Genomic DNA, 20,040 nt, shown 5'->3' with positions numbered 1-20,040 from the left:
TGCCGGAGCCGAATGCTGATAGATTGCTGCGTGATTCATTGGCGAGGAGGCGGCGATGCCTGTAGCTTTTTCAGTAGACCCTGAGACCCTGCGCAAATTCAAACTCTGGTTCAAAATCTACGGTGGAATCCTGATTCTGCTGGGCGCGATCGCGATCATCCTTCCCGGGATCGCGACGCTCGCCACCACCATCACGGTCGGGTGGCTGCTGATCGCGGGCGGCATTTTCGGTCTGATCTCGGTGTTTCAGTCCGGCACCGGCTCGCCGGGCTTCTGGTGGAATCTCCTGACCGCGATCCTGTGCGTGGCCGCTGGCGGCGTGATCCTGTTCAATCCGATCCAGGGCGTGCTCACCCTGACCATCATCCTGGCGGCCTATCTGCTGGCCACCGGCATTGCCAAAGCCTTCATGGCCTTCCACTTCCGCACGTCCATCCCGAAGGCCTGGGGCTTCATGCTGTTCTCGGCGCTGGTCGATATTGCGCTGGGCGTGATCATCTTTGCCGGCCTGCCCGGCAGCGCGATATGGGTGCTGGGCCTGCTGGTCGGGATCAACCTGCTGTTCACCGGCGTCGCCCTGATCACGGCTGCGATCCATTGCGAAAGCGCCAACACGCCGCCGGAGCCCAGTGCGGCCGCGAAGGCCTGACGACGATCATGACGAAAGCCCGGCGCGGCGACCGGTCGCGCCGGGGAACTTCTGCTCACACACCTTATTGATTCCGAATTCACAGTGATTCCGAATCCGCGGACCTTGAAAGGGACCTTCGGCAATGGGCTGGTTTTCCGACGACATCGAGACCATGGATCATCTGTTCGTCCATTCGCTGCAGGACATCTATTATGCCGAGCATCGGATCGAAAAATCGCTGCCCGACATGATCGAGAAGGCGTCCGATGCCGAACTGAAGCGCGCGTTCCAGATGCATCTGCGGCAAACCAAGGCGCAGATCAAAAGGCTCGACCGCGTCTTCAAGAAGATCAAGCGCACGCCGCAGGGCACCAAGTGTCCGGCGATCGACGGGATTCTCGACGAGGCGAGCGAGATCGCCGCCGATGTCGGCGACAAGCTGGTGCTGAACGCGGCGCTGATCGCCGCGGCGCAGGCGGTCGAGCATTACGAGATCACGCGGTATGGCACGCTGACGTCATGGGCGAAGCTGCTCGGTCATACCGAGGTTGCGAAGCTTCTGTTCATGAGCCTCAAGGAAGAGAAGGACACTGACAAGAAGCTGAACGACATCGCCAAGCGCAAGATCAACAAGAAGGCGCTGGCGAGCCAGCCGAAGCCGCTTACCGTCGAGGAAAAGCTGGAAGAGGCGATGATCGGCATCCCGGTGATCGGGTAAGTTTGTTATTGCAGGCGCCTGCGCAGCAGGCGATCCGGCACATCAGCGGTTGGCGGAGAGACACCCTTATGCCCAGGTTGCGGAAAGCCGGATTGCTCGCTCTCGCGTTCGCCTCCGCTGCGATCGTGACGCTGCCTGAGGCGGCTGAAGCGCAGAGACGGACCCGGCCGCAGACCGAATGGTGCCTGCGCGGCCCGACCGGCGGCATGGCCTGTCTCTACAATACATTCGATCAATGCCGCAAAGCCGCGCACGGCACCGGCGGCTCGTGCCGGCGCAATCCGCGCTTCAAAGGGTAACGACGGGCCAGGTTAGACGCCGAACCGATCGGCGCTTGTCTTTGTCTGGCGGATATTGATGCGAGGCGCCCCCGAAATTCAACGCTGCAACCGCTGCAATCGGGGGGTGGCCCACACCCTGCGACTGAACGCGATGTTGCGCAGCTGTTGATTGCTGACTGGCGGAAATCATTGCGCGCGCGGCGCATCGTCTCGTCGGTCCCATTCGCTCACATTTTCGGCCGAATGTGATCCCGCTCACAGTCCGCAGGATAGATCCCGTCTAGCCTCGTAGCCATCGAAAGCTTGGCAATGGGAGACGCGTGATGCTCCATCGCTTCCGATATTTCATTGCCGTCGTGACAGCGTTCCTCGCGCTTGGTGGCGGTTACGGTGTTGCGTCGGATCATGCCGCCTGGACCATGGAGGAGACGGCGCCTGAGGTTCCTTCGGACCGTTTCGTCGCGGCTGAGGCCTTCGCGGTGGGCGGTCGCATCGGCGGCCACGCCATCACTGCGGTGGGGTTCAATTTCGAGAAATACTTCTATCCGCTTGTCGAGACAGTCACAGTCGCGGCGCCGATCGATCCCTGGACACTCGGCCGCTCCGCGGACGATGCGACCTTGATCGCGATGCTCGGCGGCGAAGACAGGATCGCGCTTCCGCTGTCTGCGATTCATCGGCTTATTGCGCTTGGCAAGTATGGGGACAGCCATGCCGACGGCCGGAGCAATTTCGCTTACGCGCGCTCGCCTGTTGATGGCCGCCTCTGGGCGATTCACTGGACGATGAACGTCGGCGAGTTGAACGTCGGCGCCGTATTCGCGCCGCATCCGGATATCGACTGGCCGGCGGGTGCCCGCCTGTTCGCTCCCGGCATTGCCGGCGAAGAAAGCAATCCGCGATCATGCACCGTCAAAGTGCGAATGGCATGCGTGATGCGGCCATGACGGCGTCGCTAAATCATCTGGACGTCGACCGCAGCGCCGAGTTCAAGGCACGCGACAGCGTTTGCTCATCATAGGGCTTGCGGATGGTCGGCGCCGAGAATGACTGCGGCACCATGATGTTGTCGCCATAGCCGGTAGCGAAGACGAACGGGATGTTTCGGCGCACCAGTTCCTCGGCAAGGCTTAGCGAGGTTTCGGTGCCGAGATTGACGTCCAGCACGGCGGCATCGGGATTGAAGTTAGCGAGTTTGCGCAGGGCTTCGGCCGGAGAAGCGGCGGTCTCGATCACGCCGGCACCTTTGCTGGCGAGCATGATCTCCGCATCCATCGCGATGACGAGCTGGTCCTCGACCAGCAGAATGCTGAGGCCGTCCAGCGTTTCGTTCGCGGTGTCGTCAGCCGTTCGGATATCCTTGCGCCGCTCCGCTGACACTGACTTCGAGATATAATTGCCTGGAATAAGAAAGCGGGCCCTGACGCCACCGGATCCGAAGGATATCTCGCTTTCGCCGCCGAGATCGTAGGGAACGCTGCGATTGATAAGCACGGAGCCGAAGCCCTGCGAGCGCGGCGGCTTGACCGCAGGACCGCCGCTTTCCTGCCACACGAGTTCGCAGCCGCCTTCCTCGGTCCGGTGCCAGCGCACGCTCAGCTTGCCGCGATTGCCCGACAAGGCGCCGTACTTGGCGGCATTGGTCGCCAGTTCGTGCAGAACCAGCGCCATCACCGAGAATGCGCGCGAGTCGAGGTCGATGGGCGGCCCGTCGAGCGTGATGGCGGTGCCGTGATGCAGATAGGGCGACAATTCCGCCTCCAGCAGATCGCGCAGGGCACCGCCACCGTCGCCGCGAATGATCTGATCGTGCGCATGGGAGAGCGCTTGAATACGCCCCTGCAGCGACGTGACGTAGTCGTGCAGGTCACGTCCTTCGTCCACCGGATGCGAGACCAGCGACTTGATCAGCGACAGGATGTTCTTGACCCGGTGATTGAGTTCCTCGTTCAGCATCCGCTGCCGGATATCCGCCTTGCGTCGCTCTTCGTTCAGCAATTCGCTGTGCCGCATCAGGACCTCGAGCAGGGCGGTTCGCGTCGCCTCTGCAATATCGAGGTCGGCCTGGGTCCAGGGATGCGATTGACGCTCCACCGTCTGTTTCCAGATCGCGAAGCTCTTGCGCGGCGTCAGCCGATCGCCGAGCGGCCCGCTGGTATAGTCCTTTTCCGGTTTGCCGGCCCAGGCGATGGTCTGAATCACTTCCTTGCGGAACAGGAACAGATAGTCGCGCGGTGTGTGCGACAGCGGAATGGCGAGCACGCCCGATGCGGCGGCTTGGTAGTCTGCGGCCTGAGGCAGGTTGTCCGCCAGTGCATGCGTGGCCCAGATCTGCCCGTCCGCCACCGAGTTCACAAACCGCGCCAGTGCCGGGATCGCCTCGTCCGGCGGTACCGAGCCGTCGGCGCTCCAGCGTCCGTTCATCCAGATTCCGACGCCGTCGCACGGCATCAGTTCGCTGAAGTCGCAGATGCTGTCGCGCAGAAAGCGCGCCAGGTCGGTATGGTGGGCGACATTTCGCAACAGGCCATCGAGCGCTTTGCGCGCATGAATCGCTGTGTCGAGGCTTTGCTTGCGCAGCATCGCCTGCAAGTGAAGCGAGAAGAAATCGCCGAACATTTCGGCGGCAACCCGCAACGGCATCGGCAGCAGTCGCGGCGAATAATGGTGGCAGGCGATCAGCCCCCAGAGACGGCCGGCGACGATCACCGATATCGACATCGAGGCCGCGACCCCCATGTTGCGAAGATATTCGCAATGGATCGGCGAGACGCTGCGCAGATTGGCAAAAGACAGGTCGAGCGGGTTGCCGGAGGCGTCGATCGCCGGCTCGATGTCGACGAATGCGCCGCTGGCATCGCAAATCACGCGAATGGTATTGCGGAGATACAATTCACGCGCCTGCCGCGGAATGTCGCTCGCCGGAAAGTGACGGCCCATGAAGGTTTCGAGCGCCGGCGCCTTGGCCTCGCTGATGACCTCACCGGAGCCGTCATGCGCGAAGCGATAGATCATGACCCGATCGTAGCCGAGCGCGCCGCGAAGATAGCGTGACGTCCGGTTACACAGATCGTCGACCTTGGTCACCTGATTGAGCCGCGCAATCAGCGCACGCGCAATCTCCAGCGGGGCGTCGGCCTTGCCGCTGTCGACAGGTTCGAATTCGACGATGGCATTACCCTTGTATTGATGCACCGCCACATTGAAGATGGCGTCTCGCCCCGGCAACCGCAGGCCGAGGATGAGGCCGGGGCGCGAGGGATCGGCCGAGCGCAGCAAAGCGTTGCGCAGATCGTGAGCGCAATCCTCGCCGACCACGTCCTCGAGTCGACGCCCGTTGATATCCTCGAACGGCAAGGCCAAGACCTCGCCGGCATTCAGCGAATGCCGGCGCACCAGCGAGAGATCGCTGTCGCATGCGAGCAGCACGCCGTGCGGCTGGATGCGCCCTGGAATGTGGATCGGCTCGCGGTCGCAGTTGGTGAGGTCGACTTGGTCGGGCGCAGTTGTGCTGCGCGCATTCGGATGCATCCGTTGCTCCCGGGAGATACTATTCGAGATTGCCGCGCGCTTCAGCTCAGACCGGCGCCCTGTTGGGCAGGCGCTTGGTTGAGCGAGGCAACGACAGCATTCCAGCTCCGCGCGGATCGGAGATGCGCGCGGCAGTTCCGCCTAGGGTCCATAAACCGTGTGATCCTGCGCGCGAATGATGACGCCTGCGGCCGGAGATAGGCACTTGGAAAGCTACAGCAATGCCGAAAATTCCGATGTGTTGTTTGACATAGCGGCATCGATTGTGGGCCCGTCCAGCCATTTAAACAACGGAGACACGGAGACCTCGGCTGGTGTTGTCCTTCAACGACCGAACCGCCTGCCGGGTTCCATCCCGGTTCCATCCGAACACGCAACGGGCATCGCGTCGCCCCGCCTTGCTCAGCGTGACTTTCGGTGCGGCCGGACCGTGCGGGTATCGGCGTGCGCATGCGCGATCACCTTGCGCATGACATTCGGAAAGGCTTCGCCCTCGATCTCATCGGCAGCGATCCAGCGCATGCCCCTGGGTGCACGGGTCGCTTGCGCGACGTGTGCGCGATACACGACAAGCTCCAGCGGGAAGTGCGTGAAGACGTGGCTCACAACCCCCGCCATGCGCTGCCACGTCGCGTTCAACGGGGCGTCGTCAAGCGCATTCGCGTCATCGAAGTCGTGCATCCATTGCGTGGTCGGCACTTCGGTCATCTTCGCGAGCAGGCCCTTGTCCGGCCGCGTGCGAACCAGCAGCGCGCCATCCTTGCGCATCACAACGAAAGCGGCGCCGCGACGGAGCCGGCCTTCGGCTTTCGGCGTCTTGCGCGGAAAGGTCTCCTGATCGCCGCGCTCGCGAGCGAGACAGGGCTCGCTCCACGGACACAACGCGCAGGCGGGTTTTTTCGGCGTGCAGACCATTGCGCCGAGGTCCATCATCGCCTGCGCGAAATCGCCGGGCCGCGCGTCCGGCGTCAGGGCGGCGGCGCGTGCGCGGATGATCGGCTTGGCGGTTGGCAGGGCTTCTTCGATCGCGAACAGGCGGGTGACGACCCGCTCGATATTGCCGTCGACCGGCGATGCCTTGCGGTCGAAGGCGATGGCGGCAATGGCCGCGGCGGTATAGGCGCCGATGCCGGGGAGGGTGAGGAGTTCCGCCTCGGTCTGCGGGAAGCGGCCGCCATGCTTTTCGAGGATTACGCGAGCACAGGCGTGAAGATTGCGAGCACGGGCGTAGTAACCCAATCCGGCCCAGAGCTTCAGCACTTCTTCGAGCCTTTCCGCGGCCAGATCGGTGACTTGCGGCCAGCGATGAATGAACCGCAGGAAATACGGCGCGACCGCCTTCACGGTGGTCTGCTGCAGCATGATTTCCGACAGCCAGACGCGGTAAGGGTCTGACCGCTCACCGTTTTCCGCGCGCCAGGGCAATCTGCGGCGGTGCCTGTCATACCAGGCGAGCAAGGCCGCCGCCGAAATCCGGCGCGACGCCGCAGCCGTATCGGCGGATTCGCCTGGTCGGCCGGGCTTTGTCCGCGGCTTGCGGTTTGCTAGCGTCATCCGTCCCGTGTGGCAGAGGCCCCGGCTCCGAACAAGCCCGAACAAGGCCAGATTCTTGAACAAGCCCAGACGCTTCGCCCGCTCGCTCCCGGACATTGCCGGATCGCTGCTGGCTGAGTCCTTCCGCAAGCAGGGCTTCGCCTCGTCGGAGCTGGTGGTGCGGTGGTCGGCGATTGTCGGCGACGACGTGGCGCAATATGCCGAGCCGCTGAAAATCCAGTGGCCGCGCGGCCCCGAGGGGCGGCAGCCCGAACCCGGTACGCTGGTGCTCCGGGTCGCGGGCCCCGCCGCGATCGAGATCCAGCATCTGTCGGGCGTGATCCTGGAGCGGGTGAACCGCTATTTCGGCTTTGCCGCCATTGCCAAGATCGCCATCCGGCAGGCACCGCTGCGCCCTCCGCCGGTCCGGCCGGACCGCTCGCTCGACCCGCAAGCGGTTGAGCGCATTGCCGGAACTTTGCCGGACTCCGCCGATCCGGCCCTGAAAGACGCGTTGGCCCGGCTCGGCGCTGCCATCAAGGGAAAGTGACGGCCGCCCGGGCGGTGGCGGCGCCGCCGCGGCATTGCCACATGACCCGTGACAGGATAGCCAGATTTCGAATTTGCCGGTTCAGCCGCAGGAGTTTTCCGTGCTCATCACCCGCCGCCAGTTTCTCGCCACGTCTGCCGCGTTGTCGGCTGTGCTCGCACTTCCGTTCGGCAGGGGATCTGCGTTGGTCGGCGATTTTATCGGCACCGCGCAGGCGCAGACCCCGAGTTCGGTCGAACTGATGCAGGCCGGCCCGCTCGGCGACGTGGTCGTCGGCAAGGACGACGCGCCAGTGACCATCATCGAATATGCCTCGATGACCTGCGGTCATTGCGCGACCTTCCACAACACCACCTATCCGGAGCTGAAGAAGAAATATATCGACACCGGCAAGGTGAAATACATCCTGCGCGAATTCCCGCTCGATCCGCTGGCCGCTGCGGGCTTCATGCTGGCGCGCTGCGCCGGCAACGACAAATATCACGCCATGGTCGAGATGCTGTTCCAGAAGCAGAAGGACTGGGTGGTGCAGAACCCGATCCCGCCGCTGCTGGCGCTGGCCAAGCAGGCCGGCTTCACGCAGGAGAGCTTCGAATCCTGTCTGAAGGACCAGAAGGTGCTGGAGGCCATCGAGAGCGTGCGCACGCATGCCGCCGACAAGCTCGGCGTGCAATCGACGCCGACCTTCTTCATCAACGGCAAGCTGTTCCGCGGCACCCTGACGATCGCCGAACTCGACAAGCAGCTCGAGCCGTTCCTGAAGAGCTAGTCCGCGAGAGCGGTTGTAGAGCCTGTCGTTCTGACAGGCTTGCGGCATCATCGTTTTTGTATCATCGCCCGCGAAAGCGGGCGATTTTCATTTGCAAACAGTGAATGCGACAACCGCCCACGTTGCCGGATGACGCACAAGACAGGCAGCCGCTTCTGCTAACAACCCGTCGCGAAATCATTCCCGGATCCATCGGCCAATCCACTCCGCCACCTCGTCCAGTGTCTGAAATGTACGTTCCTCCATCCGCTCCAGGCTGTTGAACGCAGCTTCCGCGTACCACCGTCCCTCCAGGTCGTCGTGCGTCGCGTCGAGTTTGACCAGTACCGCGACCAGCGCCCCGTCGAAGAACACAAGCCTCCCCTCCGTCTGCCCTTCGACATGAACTCTAACGGTCTGGAAGGTTATGTTGTCCGATGCTGGCATGTTTGAAATGCAGATAGGTCTCGTCGAATAAGGCCGCTTCCTTGAGCCCGTCCCAGTTCAATATTGTGAGGCGGTGGCGGTTCCAGCTTACAAGCCCTTCGTCTTTCAGCTTCTTGAGCGTTTTGTTGACGTGCACCAGCGACAGGCCAGTTGCATCCGCAAGGTCGGATTGGGTAATGCCGAAGCTCGCACTTTGCCCGAGTTCGACAAGACCGATCGCGGCCATCCGCACATGCTGTTCCGCCAGGAAGTGGGCTAGCCGTTCCTTCGAACTCCGCACGCCAAGGCTGGCAATGGACGCATGCAGCTTGGACGTATCGACCAGCGTGTCACGCCATAATGCGTAAGCGAGGTTCGGGTATTGTTCGCACAGTGTCTGAATCGCCGTATGCGGGATGTGCGACACCCTGCAATGCGTCAGGGCACCGACAGCATGGTCGAGCTTCTTCAGAACGTAGCTGTAAAGGTCGGTGATATCGCCGGGATATTGGAAACTCAGGATCTGCCGGCGCCCGTCGTGAAACTGCTTGTATCGACAGGCGATCCCTTCGATGACCACGGTCGAGTGTTTGGGTTCGCTTCCATCCTCTGCGATATCGTCGCCCCGCTTGATGTCGCGGGTATGGGAAATCGCCGCGAGCAGCGCCGCGGCTTCTTCGTCGGAGATGGTGTGAAGCGCGGAAAGCTTGCGCAATAGGACGTGCATCAGGAAAGGGGCCGCTGTACGAGGCGCTCGGTCAACGGTCAGCCGAGGGATGAGTTCCCGCTTGGACGCCCCCCCGTCCGGGTTAGCCGATCGGTACGGCGTGCCGCCGGGCCGCCTGCCTGAGGCCAAGCAGGGTCCGGGCTATCCCGCGCGGTCGCACGCCCGCGTCCGGGGTCCAGAATTCGACCCGCACACCCCCAAATTTCCCTGTCAATACTGATTTTTCCGCGATTCCAGCCACTTGGGGGAAACGCGGTTTTCGCCTTGCCCTTGGCACAAGGCGTCCCCATTCTCCGGCCTCCTTAAGGGGCGCACCTTTACCGATTCGCCCCCGGTTCTGAATGAAGCGTCCCGTGGGGCGCCGGCACGGAAAGAAGAAGTCCAGCAATGAAGCTGACGCGACTGCGGTTGACCGGTTTCAAGTCCTTCGTCGAGCCCACCGATTTCCTGATCGAACCCGGCCTTACCGGCGTGGTCGGGCCGAACGGTTGCGGCAAGTCGAACCTTGTCGAGGCGCTGCGCTGGGTGATGGGCGAGAATTCCTACAAATCCATGCGCGCCACCGACATGGACCAGGTGATCTTCGCCGGTTCCGGCAACCGGCCCGCGCGCAACAATGCCGAAGTGTCGATGGCGATCGACAATTCGTCGCGGCTGGCGCCGCAGGCCTATATGGACGTCGACATGATCGAGGTGGCGCGGCGGATCGAGCGCGACCAGGGCTCGACCTATCGCATCAATGGCCGCGAGGTGCGCGCCCGCGACGTGCAGATCCTGTTTGCCGATGCCTCCACCGGCGCGCGGTCGCCGGCCTTGGTGCATCAGGGCCGGATCGGCGAGATCATCCAGGCCAAGCCCGAGCAGCGCCGCCGCGTGCTGGAAGAGGCCGCCGGCATTTCCGGCCTGCATGCGCGCCGGCACGAAGCCGAATTGCGTCTGCGGGCCGCCGAGCAGAATTTACAGCGCCTGGAAGACGTGATCGGGCAGCTTGCCTCGCAGATGGAAGCGCTGAAGCGCCAGGCCCGGCAGGCGATTCGCTATCGCAATGTGTCGGCGCAGGTGCGCAAGCAGGAAGCCACGCTGTTCCATCTGCGCTGGCTGAATGCCAATACCGAACTGGCCGCAGCCGATCAGGCGCGCGACGAAGGCGTCCGTGTGGTGGCAGCTGCCACGCTGGCGCAGACGCAAGCCAGCAAGGCGCAGGAAGAGGCTGCCGCGGCCCTGCCACCGTTGCGCGAAGCCGAAGCTCGCTCCAGCGCCGCCTTGCAGCGGCTGGTGGCCGCGCGCGAAACCCTCGACCGCGAGGAAGTGCGCGCCAAGGAGCGCCTCGCCGAACTGGCGCAGCGGCTGCTGCAATTCAACGACGACATCGCCCGCGAGCGCCAGCTTGCGGTGGATTCGGAAACTGCACTGGCTCGGCTGACCGAAGAGGCCGCAACGCTGCGGCGCGATCTGGAGGCTGGCGAAAGCAAGCGTCTCAATGCCGACGAGCGCGTGGCGGAAGCCGATGCGCAGCTCGCCGAGTCGGAGAAGAATTTCAGCGAGGCGACCGGTGCGCTCGCCGACCTGACCGCGCGCCGCAATACGCTTGAGCGGGCGGCCCGCGAGCAGACCGAACGGCTGACGCGGCTTGAGCGCGACATCGCCGATGTGGTCGCCGAATTTGCGCGGATCGACGCCGCGAACGAAGGCGGTCCCGATCTTGATGCGCTGTTGTATGCGGTCGAAGCCGCGCAGGAGGCGGTGGGTGAGGGCGAAGCCGCGGCTTTGCGCGCCGAGGCCGCGCATTCCGCTGCGCGTCAGGCGCTCGATGTCGAACGCAAGCCGCTCGCCGAGGCCGAACGCCGCGCCGGACGGCTCGAAACCGAAGCCCGCACGCTGCGCAAGGTGCTTCACGTCGACTCGGGCAGCCTGTGGCCATCGGTGATCGACAATCTCAATGTCGAGAAGGGGTACGAGACCGCGCTCGGCGCGGCGCTGGGTGACGATCTGGAGGCGCCGGCCGATCCGCGCTCGCCGATGCGCTGGGCTGGCGCCATTGTCGATCCGACCGATCCTGTTCTCCCCGAGGGAGTCGAGCCGCTCACCAGTCACGTGACCGCGCCGGCCGAACTGGATCGCCGCCTGCGCCAGATCGGGCTCGTGGAACGGGCCGAGGCCGATCGCTTCGTGCCGCTGCTGAAGCCCGGCCAGCGGCTGGTGTCGCGCGAGGGCGATCTGTGGCGCTGGGACGGATTTGCAGTCGCAGCCAATGCCCCCACCGGCGCGGCGCGCCGCCTCGCCGAACGCAATCGCCTGGCAGAAATCGAGGCTGAGCTCGATTCCGCGCGTGCGCATGCCGAAGCCAAGCGCGAGATCGTGGCCAAGGCCGAGCAGGAAGTGGCCTCCGCCAATGCTGCCGAGACCGAAGCGCGCAACCGCTGGCGCGAGTTGCAACGTGCCGCCAATGAAGCGCGCGAGCGCCATGCCGCCGCCGAACGCGATCTCACCCACATCACCACCCGCCGCGCGGCGCTGACCGAGGCGCAGACACGTCTTGGTGCCAATCGCGACGAGGCCGCCGCCGCTCAGGCGCAGGCGCAGCAGGCGCTGTCCGAATTGCAGCCGACCGCGGAACTGGAGGCCCGGCTGGAAGAGATCCGCAACCAGATTTCGGCCCGCCGGGTCGGTGCCGCGGAATTGCGCGCGGAAGCGCAAGCGCTGACCCGCGAAGCGGAGATCGCGAAAAAGCGGCTGGAGGCGATTGCCGGCGAGCAGCAATCCTGGATCGATACGCAGGAGCGTACCGCCAAGCAGATCGCAGCGCTCGAGACGAGGCTTGGGGAGGCCACGACCGAACGCGACAGCCTGGTCGATGCGCCGCGGCTGTTCGAGGAGAAGCGGGTCGCGTTGCTTGAAGAGGTGCAGATCGCCGAGGAAGCGAAGCGCGAGGCCAGCGACCGGCTGGCCGAGGGCGAGAGCGCCGCATCGGCTGCGAACAGTGCCGCGCGCGCTGCGCTCGAAGCGCTCAGCAGCGCGCGCGAGCAACTCGGCCGTTCTGAGGAGCGCGGCGAGGGCGCGCGCCGCAGGCTCACCGATGTCGAGCACGAAATCCGCGAGATGCTCGAAGTCGAGCCGCAGGGCGTCGCAGCCATGGCCGAAATCGCGGAAGGCGCGACGCTGCCCGATGTCGCCGAGGTCGAGAGCGATCTCGAAAAACTGCGGCGGGAGCGCGAGCGGCTCGGCGCCGTCAACCTGCGCGCCGAAGAGGAACTGACCGAGGTCGAGACCCAGCACACCTCGCTCGTCACCGAGCGCGACGATCTGGTTGAGGCCATCAAGCGGCTGCGGCAGGGCATTCAGAATCTCAACAAGGAAGCGCGTGAACGGCTGATCGCCTCGTTCGAAGTGGTGAACGGACACTTCAAGCATCTGTTCACCCAGCTGTTCGGCGGTGGCGAGGCCGAACTGCAATTGATCGAAAGCGACGATCCGCTGGAGGCCGGGCTCGAAGTGATGGCGAAGCCGCCCGGCAAGAAGCCGCAGTCGCTGTCGCTTCTGTCCGGCGGCGAGCAGGCCCTGACCGCGATGGCGCTGATCTTCGCGGTGTTCCTCACCAATCCGGCGCCGATCTGCGTGCTGGACGAAGTGGACGCGCCGCTCGACGACCACAATGTGGAGCGGTTCTGCGACCTGCTCGATGAGATGACGCGTTCGACCGAGACGCGCTTCGTCATCATCACGCATAACCCGATCACCATGGCGCGGATGAACCGGCTCTACGGCGTGACCATGGCCGAGCGCGGCGTGTCGCAGCTGGTATCGGTGGATCTGGAAGCCGCGGTCGCGATCCGCGATCAGGCGGTTGCCTGATCGCCCCGGCGGCGCCGCGTCAGAGCGGCGTCGCGCCGAAGCGCTCGCGCCATGTCTCGGCCTGGACGCGGATGTCCTCGCGGTCAGAAGTGCTCATGCGCTCGAGCGATTTGTAGGGCATCGCCATGCGGATATTGCCTGACAGCACCTTGCGGTTGCTATCGAGAAAATCCCAATAGAGCGCGTTGAACGGACAGGCGTCATCGCCGATCCGTTTCTTCACGTCGTAGCGGCAGGTGCCGCAATAGTCGCTCATCCGGTTGATGTAGGCGCCCGATGCGGCATAGGGCTTGGAGCCGACGATGCCGCCATCGGCGAACGTCGCCATGCCATGGGTGTTCGGCAGCTCGACCCATTCATAGGCATCGGCGTAGACCGCCATGTACCATTCGTTGATCGGGTCGGGATGGACGCCAAGCAGCATCGCGAAGTTACCGGTCACCATCAGGCGCTGGATGTGATGCGCATAGGCGTTGTCGCGCGTGGCCGCCACCACGTCGCGGATACAGGCCATGTCGGTTTCGCCGGACCAGTAGAACCACGGCAGGCGGCGGTCGGCATTCAACGCATTGCGCTTCTTGTATTCCGGCATCCGCAGCCAGTAGACGCCGCGGACGAATTCGCGCCAGCCGAGGATCTGCCGTACGAAGCCTTCGACGGCATTCAGCGGGGCTGATCCCTCGCGATATCGCGCTTCCGCGCGGCGGCAGACATCCATCGGATCGAGCAGGCCGAGATTGATGCTGGTCGACAGCACCGAATGCCAGAGCCATGGCTCGCCCCTCGCCATCGCGTCCTGGTAATCGCCGAATCCGGGCAGAATATTCTCCAGGAAGAAGGCCAGCAGCCGTTCCGCGTCCTGCGGTTCGGTGGGATAGGCGAAGCTGTCGATCGAACCGAAGCCGTCGGGAAACCAGCGCGCGACATCATCGAGTGCCTCGCGTGCGACCGTATTCGGAACGATGAAGCGCCGCGCCGGCGCATGCACTGACTTCGGCAGCCGCTTGCGGTTCTCGGTGTCGAAATTCCAGCGCCCGCCGCCGCAGGGTTCGCTCCCGTCCATCAGGAGGCCGGTGCGTTGCCGCATGTGGCGGTAGAAATGCTCCATCCGCAGCGTCTGTTTGCCCCGCGCCCAGTCGCGAAAAGCGCCGTGCGAACACAGGAAGCGGTCGTCCTCCCGGACCTCCAGTCGAAGCGCGGAATCCTGGGCCAGCGCGTCGAATGCCTCCTTCAGCCGCCACTCGCCGGGCTCGGTCATCACCACCTGCCGCAAGCCCTCGGCGTCCGCGGCGCGGGCGGTTTCGCCTGCCAGCGTATGGGTATTGTCCGGATCGTCGAGCCGGACATAGCGCACCCGGACACCGCTTGCCCGAAGCCGCTCCGCGAAACCGCGCATGCCGGCAAAGACCAGCGCGATCTTCTGGCGATGGTGCGGGACATAGGTCGCCTCCTCGCGGACCTCCGCGAACAGCACCACATCCCGGGCTGGGTCCAGATCGATCAGGGAGGAGAGCCGGCCGTCGGAAATCTGGTCGCCGAGGACCGGACGCAGGGTACCGGCAGGGGGCATGCCGCATTATCCGGCTTTCATCGGCCAGGGGCAATTCCGGGTGTTGACGTGCCCGGTTCCGCGCGCCATCACGATTTCATGCCAATCCGCCTCGACAGCCGCAGCCCCGACTTTGCCAAGCGTTTTGAGGACTTTCTCGCTACCAAGCGGGAGGCCTCCGTCGACGTGGATGTCGCCGTCCGCGAGATCGTGGCGGACGTGGCGGCGCGGGGCGACGCGGCGCTGATTGATCTGTCGCTGAAATTCGACCGGGTCGATCTGGGCAAAATCGGGCTGCGGGTCAGCGCGGCCGAAATCGACGAAGCCGAACAGGCCTGCGATCCGCGGGCGCTGGATGCGCTGAAGCTCGCGCGTGAGCGTATCGAGGCATTTCACCTGCGCCAGAAGCCGAAGGACGATCGCTTCACCGATGCGCTGGGTGTCGAACTCGGGCATCGCTGGACTGCGATCGAGGCGGTCGGGCTATACGTGCCGGGTGGGACTGCGGCCTATCCGTCGTCGGTCTTGATGAATGCGGTGCCGGCCAAGGTCGCCGGCGTGCCGCGGATCGTGATGGTGGTGCCGGCGCCGGATGGCGTCATCAATCCGTTGGTGCTGGCGGCCGCGAAACTCGGCGGCGTCGACGAAATCTATCGCGTCGGCGGTGCGCAGGCGGTGGCGGCGCTGGCCTATGGCACGCAGACGATCAAGCCGGTGTCGAAGATCGTCGGGCCGGGCAATGCCTTTGTAGCGGCGGCGAAGCGCCAGGTCTTCGGCAAGGTCGGCATCGACATGATCGCGGGCCCGTCCGAGGTGCTGGTGCTCGCCGACGGGACCGCCAATCCGGACTGGATCGCGGCCGACCTCCTGGCCCAGGCCGAGCATGACGCGGCGGCGCAGTCGATCCTGATCACCAGCGATGCGCGGCTCGCCGACGATGTGGAAGCCGCTGTCGCTTCGCAGCTCAAGACGCTGCCGCGTGCGCAGATTGCCGGCGCCTCCTGGCGCGATTACGGCGCCACCATCATCACCCGCGATCTCGAGGAAGCAGTCCCGCTGGTCGACGCGCTGGCGCCGGAGCATCTCGAATTGATCGCCGCCGATCCCGAAAGCCTGATCGGAAAAATCCGCAATGCCGGTGCGATATTTGTCGGCGGGTATACGCCGGAAGCGATCGGCGATTATGTCGGCGGCTCCAACCACGTGCTGCCGACGGCGCGGTCGGCGCGGTTCTCGTCGGGTCTGAGCGTGCTCGATTTCGTCAAGCGCACCTCGATCCTGAAATGCGGGCCGGATCAGCTTGCTGCACTCGGCCCTGCCGCAATCGCGCTCGGTGAGGCGGAAGGACTCGGCGCGCATGCGCGCTCGGTCGCGATACGGTTGAACCGGCGATGACCGACGCGCCCTCCGCATCGAAGCTCGTGGCCGTGACGCTCGACGAGGAATCGATCGGGCGGTCGGGACCCGATATCGAGCACGAGCGTGCGGTCGCGATCTACGACCTGGTCGAGGAAAACGTGTTCCAGCCGGTCGATCAGGAGCCGGGCGCCTTCGCCCTGCATCTCAGCATGGCCGAGAACCGGCTGGTCTTCGATATCCGCAGGCCGGATGGCACGCCGGTGGTCGCCCATCTGCTGTCGCTGTCCCCACTGCGCAAAATTGTGCGCGACTATTTCATGGTCTGCGATAGCTATTATGCGGCGATCCGGACCGCGACGCCGGACCGGATCGAGGCCATCGACATGGGCCGCCGCGGCCTGCATGACGAAGGCTCGAAAATTCTGCAGGAGCGGCTTGACGGCAAGGTAGCGATGGATTTCGCCACCGCGCGCCGCCTGTTCACGCTGATCTGCGTCCTGCACTGGAAGGGCTGATTGCGCGATGCAGCCCGGGAAGCGACCGCAGTCGGTCTTGTTCGCCTGCGGCCTGAATTCGATTCGTTCGCCGATGGCGATGGGGCTGTTCCGGCATCTGTTCGGCAAGAACATGTATACCGGTTCCGCCGGGGTCAAACCCGGCGAGCCCGATCCGTTCGCAATCGCGGTGATGGACGAGATCGGTCTCGATATATCCAAACACAAGCCGCAGACCTTCGAACAGCTCGAGGACTGGGAGGGGCTGAATTTCGACCTGATCGTCACGCTGTCTCCGGAGGCCCATCACAAGGCGCTGGAGCTGACCCGGACGATCGCCGCGGACGTGGAATACTGGCCGACGTCCGATCCGAGCGATATCGGCGATACCCGGGAGCAGAAGCTCGACGCCTACCGGACGGTGCGCGACCAGCTCATGGACAAGATCAGGGCCAGGTTCGGCGGGCCGACGCGGGTGGGGGATTGAGCTGATTGCCGTCATAGAGGGATTTGTCACTTCCTATCCCTCCCCTGAAAGGGGAGGGTCGTCCGACTGAGCGAGAGTGAAGAAGGACAGGGAGGGGTCGGCTTGTAGTAATGACCCCCACCCGACTGCCCTCGCCATAGCGCGTCGAAGGCGCGCGTGAACGCGCTTATGGCGACGGCAGTCGACCTCCCCCTCCAGGGGGAGGTAAAAAAGAGAGTGTGGCCAGCGCCGCGCCAAGACCCCTGTATGGTTGTGAAACGCCCGCGATTCCGTTAGGTCTTGCGCCCCATTTCAGGCGCGCCGCGCGCGTCCGCCCGGCAGTCACGAACCGCGCACCACACATGATCGGCCGGCCCAAACTCGTCCTCGCTTCCGGTTCGCCCCGCAGGCTCACCCTGATCAACCAGGCCGGCATTGAGCCGGACGCCCTGCAGCCTGCCGACGTCGATGAAATCCCCTTCAAGGGCGAACTGCCCCGCGCCTGCGCGACCCGGCTTGCCCGGGCCAAGGCGGAAGCGGCGCTGGAAGCGGTGCGGCTGAACGAGGAATTGCGCGGCGCCTATATCATCGCCGCCGATACCGTGGTGGCCGTTGGGCGCCGTATCCTGCCAAAGGCGGAACTTCTCGACGAGGCCGGGCAATGCCTGCGGCTTCTCTCGGGACGCAACCACCGCGTCCATACCTCTGTCTGCATGGTCACGCCGAATGAAAGTTTCCGCCAGCGCATGGTCGAGACCCGGGTGCGGTTCAAGCGGCTGACCGGCGAGGATATCGAGGCCTATCTCGCTTCGGGGGAATGGCGCGGCAAGGCCGGCGGTTACGCCATCCAGGGACTGGCCGGCGCCTTCGTGGTGAAGCTTGTCGGCTCCTATACCAATGTGGTGGGGCTGCCGCTTTACGAGACCCTGGCCTTGTTGCAGGGCGAGGGCTTCCCGATCCATTTCGGTTGGCTCAACACCTAATCCACCGACCCGGCGCAGCGTAAACGTTGCTGCGCCAGCGCCGCCGTTCACAGATTGCGCGCCCCGGAATCCAGCCACGATCCAGTGTGAGTATGGATGTCCAGGGTTCACGCCACGGACTGACAGAGAGCGATGAATCTCGCGCAGCATCTCGAAATATCCGCGGACAGCTACCCCAACCGTCCGGCGATCGGCATTGGCGCCGGCGTTCTGCACAATTACGCCGGACTGGCCGCGCGGGTTGCGCGGCTCGCGTCGTCGTTGCGCGGCGATTTCGGGCTCGCAGAAGGCGACCGCGTCGCCATCGTCGCCGGCAACACACCGGACTACGTCACGGCGCTCTATGCCATCTGGCATGCCGGCCTGGTCGGTGTGCCGGCCAATGCCAAGCTGCACGGCGCCGAACTGAACTACATTCTCGAACATTCGGGCGCGCGGGCCGCATTCGTGTCGCCCGACCTTGCGACCGTGGTCGAGGCGCATGCCCCGCCGTCGCTCGAACACATCGTGGTGTTCGGCGGTCGCTCGTTCGAGTCGCTGCTTGCTGCCGATCCTTCGCCGCTGACACCACGCGAACCGCACGACCTTGCCTGGCTGTTTTATACGTCGGGGACCACGGGCCGGCCGAAAGGCGCGATGCTCACGCATCGCAATCTTGCGGCGATGGCGGAAGCCTATGTCGACGAGGTCGACCGCACCTCGCCCGGCGATCCGCTGCTGCATGCTGCGCCGATGAGCCATGGCTCCGGTCTCTACATGATCCCTTATGTCATGCGCGCGGGCATCAATGTGGTGCCGGAATCCGGCGGCTTCGATGCCGGTGAGATCTTCGCGCTGATCGAGGCATGGCCGCGGACATCAATGTTCGCCGCACCCACCATGGTGAAGCGGCTGGTCGATCATCCGGGCGATTGCCGCACCGACCATATCCGCACCATCGTCTGGGGCGGTGCGCCGATGTATGTCGAGGACACGCTGCGCGCGCTCGACCGCTTCGGCCCGCGGTTTGCGCAAATCTACGGGCAGGGCGAAAGCCCGATGACGATCACCGTGCTGTCGAAGGCCGACATCGCCGAGCGCTGGCGTCCGCACTGGCGCGAGCGGCTCGAATCCGCCGGCCGGCCGTTTGCCTGTATCGAACTGGCCATCCTGAACGAAAAGGGCCTGGCTTTCCCGGAGGGCGTGCCCGGTGAAATCCTGTGCCGCGGCGAGACCGTGATGGCCGGCTATTGGCAGAACGAGGAGGCGAGCGCGGCGGCGCTGCGCGAGGGCTTCCTGCATACCGGCGATGTCGGCACGGTCGATGCCGACGGCTATCTGTTCCTGAAGGATCGCTCCAAGGATCTCATCATTTCCGGCGGCTCCAACATCTATCCGCGCGAGGTGGAAGAGGTGTTGTTGCGCCATCCCGGCGTGCGCGAGGTTTCGGTGATCGGCCGCTCCGATCGCGAATGGGGCGAGGTGGTGGTGGCCTATGTGGTGGGCGAGGCCGACCGCGCCGATCTCGATACGCTCTGCCTGAATGCGATTGCGCGTTTCAAGCGCCCGCGTGATTACGTGTTCGTGGATGCGTTGCCGAAGAACAATTACGGCAAGGTGCTGAAGACGGAACTGCGCGGCTGGGATGCCGCGAGCGGATACGCCGGCACCGCCACCGCTGCAGGTCCGGGCCAGCGGGTCGGCGTTGGGCATGGCTCGCTCACGGACCCCGGCGCAGCCGCGGACGAAACCGGGGAGGGGGTTCCGCGCGACTGAGCGGACACCGATCCGTCTCTTCCATCGTTTCCGCCCGCCCCCTAGATGTAGATCGATGACCAGTCCGCCGCTCGCCCCCGACAAGCCCTGCCCGATCTGCGGCAAGCCCTCGCTCGACGCTTTCCGGCCGTTCTGCTCGCGCCGCTGCGGCGACGTCGACCTGAACCGGTGGCTGAGCGGCGTCTACGCGATCCCGGTTCGCGAGACTGACGACGATCCGGACCGGCCGCGCTATCGCGACGGCGAGGCGGAGCAGTGAGTCCGAGGTTTCTCCTTCTGCCGCCGGAGCGGGCGGCTTCACCCGCTCGCGATGCTGGACAGGGCCGGACCCGGCCTCTATAACGCGGCGCTCTGACCAAGGCCCCCCGTTCGGGGGACCCGGCGCCCAGGTAGCTCAGTTGGTAGAGCATGCGACTGAAAATCGCAGTGTCGGTGGT

General features: G+C 64.6%; 18 protein-coding genes. 13 read left to right on the top strand and 5 right to left on the bottom strand.

The genetic code is table 11. The features are described 5' to 3' along the window. The first annotated feature begins 55 nt into the window (after positions 1 to 55). From AC5I5I_RS00090 to AC5I5I_RS00075, 4 genes are all read left to right on the top strand, one after another. Positions 56 to 649 carry an HdeD family acid-resistance protein gene (locus tag AC5I5I_RS00090; protein ID WP_495969086.1) on the top strand — a complete coding sequence of 198 codons (594 nt, stop codon included), beginning with the start codon at positions 56 to 58 and terminating at the stop codon, positions 647 to 649. A 124-nt stretch (positions 650 to 773) separates the two neighbouring features. Next, a complete protein-coding gene (locus tag AC5I5I_RS00085; protein ID WP_495969085.1) occupies positions 774 to 1,349 on the top strand; it encodes a YciE/YciF ferroxidase family protein in 576 nt (191 codons plus the stop codon). 68 nt (positions 1,350 to 1,417) lie between these two features. Then, positions 1,418 to 1,648, top strand: coding sequence for a DUF3551 domain-containing protein (locus AC5I5I_RS00080; RefSeq protein ID WP_495969083.1), 231 nt, complete (start codon positions 1,418 to 1,420; stop codon positions 1,646 to 1,648). Between the two features lie 305 nt (positions 1,649 to 1,953). Beyond that, positions 1,954 to 2,577 carry a hypothetical protein gene (locus tag AC5I5I_RS00075; RefSeq protein ID WP_495969082.1) on the top strand — a complete coding sequence of 208 codons (624 nt, stop codon included), beginning with the start codon at positions 1,954 to 1,956 and terminating at the stop codon, positions 2,575 to 2,577. A gap of 13 nt (positions 2,578 to 2,590) precedes the next feature. Here AC5I5I_RS00075 and AC5I5I_RS00070 read toward each other — a convergent pair whose 3' ends face one another. Next, complete coding sequence (locus tag AC5I5I_RS00070) at positions 2,591 to 5,161, bottom strand: HWE histidine kinase domain-containing protein (RefSeq protein WP_495969081.1); 2,571 nt, start codon at positions 5,159 to 5,161, stop codon at positions 2,591 to 2,593. 402 nt (positions 5,162 to 5,563) lie between these two features. Then, positions 5,564 to 6,715, bottom strand: coding sequence for an A/G-specific adenine glycosylase (gene mutY, locus AC5I5I_RS00065; RefSeq protein WP_495969080.1), 1,152 nt, complete (start codon positions 6,713 to 6,715; stop codon positions 5,564 to 5,566). Between the two features lie 55 nt (positions 6,716 to 6,770). On the opposite strand from mutY, the gene AC5I5I_RS00060 reads away from it, so the two are divergent. Continuing rightward, positions 6,771 to 7,244: a DUF721 domain-containing protein gene (locus AC5I5I_RS00060; RefSeq protein ID WP_495969079.1), complete on the top strand. Its 474-nt coding sequence runs from the start codon at positions 6,771 to 6,773 to the stop codon at positions 7,242 to 7,244. Between the two features lie 100 nt (positions 7,245 to 7,344). Beyond that, positions 7,345 to 8,013 (top strand): DsbA family protein, encoded by a 669-nt coding sequence (locus tag AC5I5I_RS00055; RefSeq protein WP_495969078.1) that lies wholly within the window; start codon positions 7,345 to 7,347, stop codon positions 8,011 to 8,013. 177 nt (positions 8,014 to 8,190) lie between these two features. Here the strand turns inward: AC5I5I_RS00055 and AC5I5I_RS00050 are convergent, their stop codons facing one another. Further along, complete coding sequence (locus AC5I5I_RS00050) at positions 8,191 to 8,367, bottom strand: hypothetical protein (protein ID WP_495969077.1); 177 nt, start codon at positions 8,365 to 8,367, stop codon at positions 8,191 to 8,193. Between the two features lie 34 nt (positions 8,368 to 8,401). After that, positions 8,402 to 9,133, bottom strand: coding sequence for a Crp/Fnr family transcriptional regulator (locus AC5I5I_RS00045; RefSeq protein ID WP_495969076.1), 732 nt, complete (start codon positions 9,131 to 9,133; stop codon positions 8,402 to 8,404). Between the two features lie 399 nt (positions 9,134 to 9,532). On the opposite strand from AC5I5I_RS00045, the gene AC5I5I_RS00040 reads away from it, so the two are divergent. Further along, positions 9,533 to 12,997 carry a chromosome segregation SMC family protein gene (locus AC5I5I_RS00040; RefSeq protein WP_495969074.1) on the top strand — a complete coding sequence of 1,155 codons (3,465 nt, stop codon included), beginning with the start codon at positions 9,533 to 9,535 and terminating at the stop codon, positions 12,995 to 12,997. A gap of 19 nt (positions 12,998 to 13,016) precedes the next feature. Here the strand turns inward: AC5I5I_RS00040 and AC5I5I_RS00035 are convergent, their stop codons facing one another. Further along, a complete protein-coding gene (locus AC5I5I_RS00035; protein WP_495758489.1) occupies positions 13,017 to 14,567 on the bottom strand; it encodes a cryptochrome/photolyase family protein in 1,551 nt (516 codons plus the stop codon). 78 nt (positions 14,568 to 14,645) lie between these two features. Here AC5I5I_RS00035 and hisD point away from each other — a divergent pair, with 78 nt between their 5' ends. The 6 genes from hisD to yacG all read left to right on the top strand — a co-directional run bounded on the left by hisD (position 14,646) and on the right by yacG (position 19,862). Then, positions 14,646 to 15,941 (top strand): histidinol dehydrogenase, encoded by a 1,296-nt coding sequence (gene hisD, locus AC5I5I_RS00030; RefSeq protein ID WP_495969073.1) that lies wholly within the window; start codon positions 14,646 to 14,648, stop codon positions 15,939 to 15,941. After that, a complete protein-coding gene (locus AC5I5I_RS00025) occupies positions 15,938 to 16,420 on the top strand; it encodes a UPF0262 family protein (protein ID WP_495969072.1) in 483 nt (160 codons plus the stop codon). The genes hisD and AC5I5I_RS00025 overlap by 4 nt, the downstream gene beginning before the upstream one ends. Before the next feature lie 7 nt (positions 16,421 to 16,427). Beyond that, entirely contained in the window at positions 16,428 to 16,886 is a 459-nt protein-coding gene (locus AC5I5I_RS00020) for an arsenate-mycothiol transferase ArsC (RefSeq protein ID WP_495969071.1), read from the top strand. Between the two features lie 341 nt (positions 16,887 to 17,227). Then, the gene (locus AC5I5I_RS00015; RefSeq protein WP_495969070.1) at positions 17,228 to 17,848 is read left to right on the top strand and encodes a Maf-like protein; all 621 of its coding nucleotides are present in this window, start codon (positions 17,228 to 17,230) and stop codon (positions 17,846 to 17,848) included. A gap of 132 nt (positions 17,849 to 17,980) precedes the next feature. Next, the gene (locus AC5I5I_RS00010; RefSeq protein ID WP_495969069.1) at positions 17,981 to 19,603 is read left to right on the top strand and encodes an AMP-binding protein; all 1,623 of its coding nucleotides are present in this window, start codon (positions 17,981 to 17,983) and stop codon (positions 19,601 to 19,603) included. 55 nt (positions 19,604 to 19,658) lie between these two features. After that, positions 19,659 to 19,862 carry a DNA gyrase inhibitor YacG gene (gene yacG / locus AC5I5I_RS00005; protein ID WP_495969067.1) on the top strand — a complete coding sequence of 68 codons (204 nt, stop codon included), beginning with the start codon at positions 19,659 to 19,661 and terminating at the stop codon, positions 19,860 to 19,862. Positions 19,863 to 20,040 lie beyond the last annotated feature (178 nt).

This window comes from Pseudorhodoplanes sp. (assembly GCF_059499825.1).
Note: the sequence above shows the minus strand (reverse complement) of the source record. Positions and strands in the feature narration are given on the sequence as shown.

Coding starts and splice junctions, on each gene's coding strand:
- AC5I5I_RS00090 (WP_495969086.1), top strand. CDS start 56: ATGCCTGTAGCTTTTTCAGTAGACCCTGAGACCCTGCGCAAATTCAAA.
- AC5I5I_RS00085 (WP_495969085.1), top strand. CDS start 774: ATGGGCTGGTTTTCCGACGACATCGAGACCATGGATCATCTGTTCGTC.
- AC5I5I_RS00080 (WP_495969083.1), top strand. CDS start 1,418: ATGCCCAGGTTGCGGAAAGCCGGATTGCTCGCTCTCGCGTTCGCCTCC.
- AC5I5I_RS00075 (WP_495969082.1), top strand. CDS start 1,954: ATGCTCCATCGCTTCCGATATTTCATTGCCGTCGTGACAGCGTTCCTC.
- AC5I5I_RS00070 (WP_495969081.1), bottom strand. CDS start 5,161: ATGCATCCGAATGCGCGCAGCACAACTGCGCCCGACCAAGTCGACCTC.
- mutY (WP_495969080.1), bottom strand. CDS start 6,715: ATGACGCTAGCAAACCGCAAGCCGCGGACAAAGCCCGGCCGACCAGGC.
- AC5I5I_RS00040 (WP_495969074.1), top strand. CDS start 9,533: ATGAAGCTGACGCGACTGCGGTTGACCGGTTTCAAGTCCTTCGTCGAG.
- AC5I5I_RS00035 (WP_495758489.1), bottom strand. CDS start 14,567: ATGCCCCCTGCCGGTACCCTGCGTCCGGTCCTCGGCGACCAGATTTCC.
- hisD (WP_495969073.1), top strand. CDS start 14,646: ATGCCAATCCGCCTCGACAGCCGCAGCCCCGACTTTGCCAAGCGTTTT.
- AC5I5I_RS00025 (WP_495969072.1), top strand. CDS start 15,938: ATGACCGACGCGCCCTCCGCATCGAAGCTCGTGGCCGTGACGCTCGAC.
- AC5I5I_RS00020 (WP_495969071.1), top strand. CDS start 16,428: ATGCAGCCCGGGAAGCGACCGCAGTCGGTCTTGTTCGCCTGCGGCCTG.
- AC5I5I_RS00015 (WP_495969070.1), top strand. CDS start 17,228: ATGATCGGCCGGCCCAAACTCGTCCTCGCTTCCGGTTCGCCCCGCAGG.
- AC5I5I_RS00010 (WP_495969069.1), top strand. CDS start 17,981: ATGAATCTCGCGCAGCATCTCGAAATATCCGCGGACAGCTACCCCAAC.
- yacG (WP_495969067.1), top strand. CDS start 19,659: ATGACCAGTCCGCCGCTCGCCCCCGACAAGCCCTGCCCGATCTGCGGC.